The organism is Kitasatospora sp. NPDC007106 (assembly GCF_040634455.1).
Classification (GTDB): Bacteria; Actinomycetota; Actinomycetes; order Streptomycetales; family Streptomycetaceae; genus Kitasatospora; species Kitasatospora arboriphila.
The window spans coordinates 1-6,894 of the sequence record NZ_JBEYFP010000300.1 but is presented as its reverse complement, the minus strand read 5'-3'; the positions used below and the strand labels follow the sequence as shown (position 1 = coordinate 6,894).

The window sequence follows — 6,894 nt, the reverse complement described above, 5'->3', positions numbered from 1 at the left end:
CTGGGCGGGCAGGCGCTGCGCTACCTGCTGGCGGCCGGGCTGCTGCTGCCCCTCGCGCTGCGGGCGGCGGCCGGCGCGCCGCGGCCGACGGCGCGCGAGTGGGGGCGGCTGGCCCTGCTCTCGGCGACCGGCCTGGTCGGTTTCAACGTGCTGCTGGTGCAGGCGCTGCGGCACTCGGGTCCGGCGGGGGTGGGCAGTGTGGTCGGGGCCGCGCCGCTGCTGATGGCGGTGCTCGGGCCGCTGCTCGCCGGAGGCCGGCCGGGGCGGCGGGCGGTCGTCGCGGCCGGGGTGGTCGCGGCCGGCGCGGCGACCGCGCAGGGGTTCGGCGCGGGGGACGCCGTCGGGACGGTCCTCGCGCTGGGCACGCTCGGCTGCGAGGTGGGGTTCTCGCTGCTGGCGGTGCCGCTGCTGCCGCGGCTGGGCCCGGTCGGGGTGTCGGCGTGGGTGACGGTGCTGGCGGTGCCGATGTTCGCCGGGGCGGCGGTACTGCTGGACGGGCGGGCGGCCCTGCGGGTGCCGAGCGGTTCGGAGCTGGCCGCGCTGCTGTACCTGGCGGTGCCGATGACCTGTGTGGCCTTCCTGCTCTGGTACCGGGCGCTGGAGTTGCTCGGGGCGGAGCGGGCGGGGCTGTTCGCGGGCCTGGTGCCGATCACCGCCGCGCTCTCCGGGGCGGCGCTCGGCGAGGGGGTGCCGCGGGCCGGCGAGCTGCTGGGCGCGGTGCTGGTCGGCGCCGGGGTCTGCCTCGGCCTGCGGACTTGGCGGCCCGGACGGGCCCGGGCGCCCCGGACGGGCCGGGCGCGGACGGCGGGCGGTCCCGTGGCACCGTGAGGACGGCCTCCGCGCCGCACGGCGGCCGATGCGGGTCGGGTACGGCGGAAACCGGGTGCGGTGCGGTCCGACGGCGGGTCAGAATGCCGGAATGCTCTCCGACCACTGGCCGCTGCTGGGGCTGCGGCTGCGCACCGACCGACTCGAACTGCGGCTGCCCTCCGACGAGGAGCTCGCCGAACTGGGCGACGTGGCCGCGGCCGGCCTCCACGAGCCCGACCGGATGCCGTTCCTGAGCGCCTGGACGGACGTGCCGCCGGCGCAGCGCGCCCGGGCCGTGGTGCAGCAGCACTGGCTGCGGCGGGGTACCTGGTCGCCGGACCACTGGGCGCTGACGCTGGTGGTGTTCGCGCAGGGCCGGCCGATCGGCGTGCAGGCGGTGAGCGCCAAGGACTTCGCCGTCACCCGCGAGGTGCGCACCGGGTCCTGGCTCGGTCTGGCCCACCAGGGCCGCGGGTTCGGCCGGGAGATGCGCTCGGCCGTGCTGCACCTGGCCTTCGCGGGGCTGGGGGCGGAGGAGGCGACCTCGGCCGCGTTCACCGACAACCCGGCGTCGCTGGCGGTCTCGGCCCGGCTGGGCTACCGGCCGGACGGCGTCCAGCGGGACAACGTGCAGGGCCGGCCGCGGGTCACCCGGCGGCTGCGGCTGAGCCGCGCCGACTGGGAGCGGACGGACCGCCCCGCGGTCGAGCTGACCGGGCTCGGGCCCTGCCTGCCGGAGTTCGGGCTGGGCCCGCAGGAGTGAACCGGCACCGAGAGCCCCGTTGCCGGACCGACGAGCAATCACGGAGATGGTGGACCCCCGCATGCTGAACCCCGATCTGGTCGACCGGTACCAGCGGCGGCTCGGCCTGCCGCGTCCGGCCGCGCCGACCGCCGACGCGCTGGCCGCCCTGCACCGCGCCCACGTCGAGCGGGTGCCGTACGAGGACCTGGAGATCCAGCTGGGCCGTCCGACGACGGTCGACCCGGTCGAGTCCGCGGAGCGGATCGTGCGCGGCCGCGGCGGTTACTGCTTCCACCTCAACGGCGCGTTCTCGGCGCTGCTGCAGGCGCTGGGCTTCGACGCGACCCGGCACGTGGCCGGTGTGCAGCGGCAGGTCGACCCGGAGCCGGTCGGTGCGGCGGGCAACCACATGGCGCTCACCGTCCGCACCGCGGAGGGGGCGTGGCTGGCGGACGTCGGCCTCGGCGACGGCCTGTACGAGCCGCTACCGCTGCGGACCGGCACGCACCGGCAGGGGGCGCTGCGGTTCGGCATGGCGCCGTCCGCGGTGGTGCCGGGCGGCTGGCGGCTGGAGCACGACCCGCAGGGCTCGTTCCGGGGCATGGAGTTCTCGCCCGTCCCGGCCGGGCCGGAGGACTTCGTCCGTGAGCACGTCCGGCTGTCGACCTCGCCGGAGTCCTCGTTCGTCCAGGTCTTCTGCACGATGCGGCGCGGCGCCGACGGCTTCGAGGCGCTGCGCGGCTGTCTGCTGGTGCAGGTCGGCGCGGCGGGCCGGGAGGACCGCGAGGTCACCGACGAGCAGGAGTGGTTCGGCCTGCTGACCGGGCACTTCGGGCTGGACCTGTCGGACGTCCCCGCCGAGCGGCGGGCCGCGCTCTGGCAGCAGGTGCACGGCGCCCACCTGGCCTGGCGGGCCGCCGAGGCGGCGAAGACGGCGGCGGAGGCAGTGGCGGAACCGGAGCCGGAGGCGGCCGGTGCGTAGCGCTCCCGTCACCCCGGCCGGCGACCGGATCCGCTGGGTCGAGCTGCCCGGCGCCGGCCCGGCCCGGGTCTTCGTGCACGGCCTCGGCGCCTCCTCCCCCGCGTACTTCACCGAGGCGGCGCTGCATCCGCTGCTCGCCGGGCGCCGCTCGCTGCTGGTGGACCTGCTGGGCTTCGGCCTCAGCGACCGCCCGGAGGACTTCGGCTACACGCTGGAGGAGCACGCGGACGCGCTGGCCGCCGCCCTGCGCTCCGCGGGGGCGGACGGCGCCGAACTGGTCGGGCACTCCATGGGCGGCGCCGTCGCGATCGTGCTGGCGGCCCGCCATCCGGAGCTGGTGTCCCGGCTGGTGCTGGTGGACGCCAACCTCGACCCGGTGCCGCTGCCCGGTCCGCCCGGCGGCGGCAGCAGCGGCCTCGCCTCGTTCACCGAGGAGGAGTTCCTGGCCGGTGCCTGGCGGCAGGTCCGCGACGGGGTCGGGCCGCACTGGTGGTCGACGATGCGGCTGGCCGGGCGGACGGCACTGCACCGCAGCGCCGTCCACCTGGTCCGGGCGACCGTGCCCACCATGCGCGAGCTGCTGATCGGCCTGCCGCAGCCGCGGACCTTCCTCTACCCGGCGGCGGACGGCCCGCCGGACGGCGCCGAGCGGCTGGCGGCGTCCGGGGTGCGCCTGGTCGCCGTCCCGGACTGCGGCCACAACGTCATGCTCGACAACCCGGACGGCTTCGCCCGGGCGGTCGCCGCGGCGCGCTGACGGGGCGACGGCCGGCGGCACCGGCCCTGGCGCGTCCCGCCGGGGACGTGCCAGGGTCGGGGGCATGCGATACATCATCATCGGCGCCGGCGCGGTCGGCGGGACGGTCGGCGGGCGGCTCCACGAGGGCGGCCACGAGGTGGTGCTGGTCGCCCGCGGCGCCCACCTGGCGGCCCTGCGCGAGGACGGTCTGCGGCTGACCACCCCGGAGGGCGGCCGCACCCTCGCCGTCCCGGCCGTCGGCGGGCCCGAGGAGCTGGAGCTGCGGCCCGGGGACGTGCTGGTGCTGGCCGTGAAGACGCAGCACTCCCTGCCGCTGCTGGACGCGTGGGCGGCCCGCCCGGTGGCCGGCGGCGGCACCGCGGGCGAGCTGCTGCCGCTGCTGTGCGCGCAGAACGGCGTCGAGAACGAGCGCCTCGCGCTGCGCCGCTTCCGCCGCGTGTACGGGGTGTGCGTCTGGCTGCCCTCCTCGCACCTGGAGCCGGGCCGGGTCCTCGCCCAGGGCAGCCCGGTCAGCGGCGTGCTGCACGTCGGCCGCTTCCCCCGGGGCAGCGACGACACCGCCGGGCGGATCGCCGCGGACCTCGCCGCCTCGCACGTCGGTGCCCGGGCGAGCGCGGACGTGATGCGCTGGAAGTACGCCAAGCTGCTCGGCAACCTGAACAACGCCCTGGAGGCCGTGGGAGGCCCGGTCGACGGCGAGCTGCGGCTGGAGCTGGCCCGGCGGACGGTCGCCGAGGGCGAGGCGGTGCTCGACGCCGCGGGGATCGGCCGGGCCGACCGCGAGGAGCAGCGGGCCGCCTGGTCGGGCCGGGTCACCCTGGTGCCGGTCGACGGGGAGAGCCGGCGCGGCGGCTCGTCCTGGCAGAGCCTGGCCCGCGGCGCCGGCGACATCGAGGCGGACCACCTCAACGGCGAGATCGTGCTGCTCGGCCGGCAGCACGGGGTACCGACCCCGCTGAACGCGGCGCTGCAGCGGCTGGCCAACGCCTTCGCCCGCGAGGGCCGGGCGCCGGGCAGCCTGCCGGAGGCCGAGCTGGCGGCGCTGCTGGAGGCGTCAGGCCCGGAGACCTGACCGCCCGAGGCGTGACCCGGCGGCTCAGACCACCGGGTCGTCCGGCCCGTACGGGCGCAGCCGCAGCGTCCGGGCGTCCGCGTCGCGGATCTCCGCTGCGCGGGCGCACAGCTGCTCCAGGTCGTCGCGGCCGGCGTGCACGAACCGGCCGTGCAGGGCGTCGAAGCGGCCCCGGGCGGCGTCCACCGCGACGGCCACCATGTACGCGACCGAGCCCCAGTCCTTCTTGTCCTTGAACATCGGCATGGCCTCGGTCATGTCGGTGCGGACGGCGCCGGGGCTGATGTCGAGGACGACCACGCGGTGCTCGGCGAGCGAGTCGGCGATGTTGTCGGAGAGCTTGAGCAGGGCCGCCTTGGAGGTGGCGTAGGCGGTGTAGACGCCGTCGGGGCGCAGCGCGAAGCCCGAGTTCATGTTGATCACCCGGCCGCCGCCGCGTTCGACCATGCCGGGCAGGACGCTGCGCAGCAGGTTGAACGGGCCGCGCAGGTTGGTCTCCAGCACGTGCCACCACTGGTTGGGGTCGGCCTCCCAGAGCGGCACCTCGACGTGGTCGATCTCGCCGGCGTTGTTGACCAGCAGGTCGATCGGGCCGAGGTCGCGCTCGACGGTGCGCACCGCCTCCCGGACGTTGCCGGGCCGGGTGACGTCGGCGCTGACCGCCACCCCGCGGGAGCCGTGCTTGACGCACTCGCGGAGCGTCTCGGTGAGCGTGGCGTGGGTGCGCCCGACCAGGCCGACCATCATGCCCTCGGCGGCCAGGCCGATCGCGATCTCCCGGCCGATGCCGCGGCCCGCCCCGGTGACCAGGCCCACCTGGCCGGCGAGTGATCCCGTCCCCATTGCGTGCTCCCTCCTGCGGCTGCTCCGCATTCTGGTCCGGTCCGGCCGCGGCGCCGGGCCGCCCGGCCGGACCGGGGCCGGGGGTCATCCGAACGGCCCAGCGCCACCGTCCGGCGCCCGGGAGTAGTACGGTCGACCAGGACACGCGTGTGGGGCCCACCGAGCCCCGGCGCCGGGCCGCTGAACAGCACCTCGCCGGGCAACCCCCGGCACCACCGTGAAGGGCAACTGAGTGAGTGACATCGCGCGCGTCGGAGTGATCGGCTGCGGCCTCATGGGGTCGGGCATCGCCGAGGTCTTCGCCCGCTCCGGTCTGGACGTGCTCGTCTCCGAGGCGACCGGCGAGGCCCTGGAGCTCGGCCGTACCCGGCTGACCAACTCGCTGGAGACCGCGGTCAAGCGCGGCAAGCTGACCGAGGAGCAGCGGGACGAGGCGCTCGGCCGGCTCTCGTTCACCACCGACCTCGCCGACTTCGCCGACCGCGACCTGGTGGTCGAGGCGGTCGCGGAGCGCGAGGACATCAAGGTGCAGATCTTCGAGACGCTGGACCGGGTGGTCGAGCGCCGGGACGCGATCCTGGCCTCCAACACCTCGTCCATCCCGATCGTGAAGCTGGCCGCCGCCACCAGCCGCCCCGAGCAGGTCATCGGCCTGCACTTCTTCAACCCGGCGCCGGTGCAGAAGCTGGTCGAGGTCATCCCGACCCTGACCACCTCCGCCGAGACCACCGCGCGGGTGGAGGAGTTCACCGTGCAGGCGCTCGGCAAGGAGCCGATCCGCGCCCGCGACCGGGCCGGCTTCGTGGTGAACGCCCTGCTGGTGCCGTACCTGCTCTCGGCGGTCCGCATGTTCGAGTCGGGCGTGGCGACCGCGGCCGACATCGACAAGGGCATGGAGGCGGGCTGCGCCCACCCGATGGGCCCGCTGCGGCTGTGCGACCTGATCGGCCTGGACACCATCGTGTCGATCGCCGACTCGATGTACGACGAGTACAAGGAGCCGCTGTACGCGGCGCCGCCGCTGCTGTCCCGGATGGTCGACGCGGGCCTGCTGGGCCGCAAGTCCGGCCGCGGCTTCTACGACTACACCGCCTGATCCCGGCGGGCCCGCGGCGTCCCCGTCCGGGGCGGCCCCTCCGGGCGGGGCGTCGCACTCGCACCACCACCTCCAGCCACCCGAGCAGCTCACCACAGGGGTAGTCCAGTTGAACGGGATCAGCGTCGCGCGCGGGGTCCTCGTCACCGCCCGCCGCCAGCGGCTGCTGGCCGCCATCCGGGAGGAGGGCGGCCGCTGGGACTGGCGGCGGGCCGAGGCTCAGTACGACACCTCCCCGGAGCCGCACATCATCCGCCGCGACCTGATGGAGCTGTGCCGTTCCGGCGACCTCGTCCGGGTCGGGCTCGGCGAGTACGAGGCGGCACCCGCCGGGTGACCCCCGCCGACCGACGGGCCTGCGCCACTCCCGTGGCACAGCGCCGTCACAGCATGGTCACAGGCCTCGGCATACGGTGATCGTTCTGACACCGTGATGCCATGCGAACTCGAATGATCGTCACCACCCTCACCGCTGCTGCCGCCCTGTCCCTGTCCCTCACCGCGTGCGGCAGCGACGGCGGCGGCACCGCCGCGCCGGCGAAGTCCTCCGCCGCCGCCACCGCGGCGGCCCCGGCCGCCAGCACCC

General features: G+C 76.1%; 8 protein-coding genes. 7 read left to right on the top strand and 1 reads right to left on the bottom strand.

The window, feature by feature from the left end; translation table 11 throughout:
- The 5 genes from ABZ641_RS21445 to ABZ641_RS21425 form a co-directional block, all read left to right on the top strand.
- Positions 1-828: DMT family transporter (locus ABZ641_RS21445; RefSeq protein ID WP_359983965.1), on the top strand; the 828-nt coding region annotated here is incomplete at its 5' end.
- Positions 829-919: 91 nt separating this feature from the next.
- Positions 920-1,573 (top strand): GNAT family protein, encoded by a 654-nt coding sequence (locus tag ABZ641_RS21440; protein ID WP_344621657.1) that lies wholly within the window; start codon positions 920-922, stop codon positions 1,571-1,573.
- Between the two features lie 61 nt (positions 1,574-1,634).
- Positions 1,635-2,537, top strand: a complete 903-nt coding sequence (locus ABZ641_RS21435) for an arylamine N-acetyltransferase (protein ID WP_359983962.1) — start codon at positions 1,635-1,637, stop codon at positions 2,535-2,537.
- Positions 2,530-3,294, top strand: a complete 765-nt coding sequence (locus ABZ641_RS21430) for an alpha/beta hydrolase (RefSeq protein ID WP_359983959.1) — start codon at positions 2,530-2,532, stop codon at positions 3,292-3,294. Before ABZ641_RS21435 ends, ABZ641_RS21430 begins: the two co-directional genes overlap by 8 nt.
- A 64-nt stretch (positions 3,295-3,358) precedes the next feature.
- On the top strand, positions 3,359-4,369 hold the full coding sequence (locus ABZ641_RS21425) for a 2-dehydropantoate 2-reductase N-terminal domain-containing protein (protein ID WP_344621654.1): 1,011 nt from the start codon (positions 3,359-3,361) through the stop codon (positions 4,367-4,369).
- 24 nt (positions 4,370-4,393) lie between these two features.
- Here the strand turns inward: ABZ641_RS21425 and ABZ641_RS21420 are convergent, their stop codons facing one another.
- Complete coding sequence (locus ABZ641_RS21420; RefSeq protein WP_344621653.1) at positions 4,394-5,212, bottom strand: SDR family oxidoreductase; 819 nt, start codon at positions 5,210-5,212, stop codon at positions 4,394-4,396.
- Between the two features lie 232 nt (positions 5,213-5,444).
- Here ABZ641_RS21420 and ABZ641_RS21415 point away from each other — a divergent pair, with 232 nt between their 5' ends.
- Complete coding sequence (locus ABZ641_RS21415) at positions 5,445-6,308, top strand: 3-hydroxybutyryl-CoA dehydrogenase (RefSeq protein ID WP_359983956.1); 864 nt, start codon at positions 5,445-5,447, stop codon at positions 6,306-6,308.
- A 109-nt stretch (positions 6,309-6,417) separates the two neighbouring features.
- On the top strand, positions 6,418-6,645 hold the full coding sequence (locus ABZ641_RS21410) for a hypothetical protein (RefSeq protein WP_344621651.1): 228 nt from the start codon (positions 6,418-6,420) through the stop codon (positions 6,643-6,645).
- Positions 6,646-6,894 lie beyond the last annotated feature (249 nt).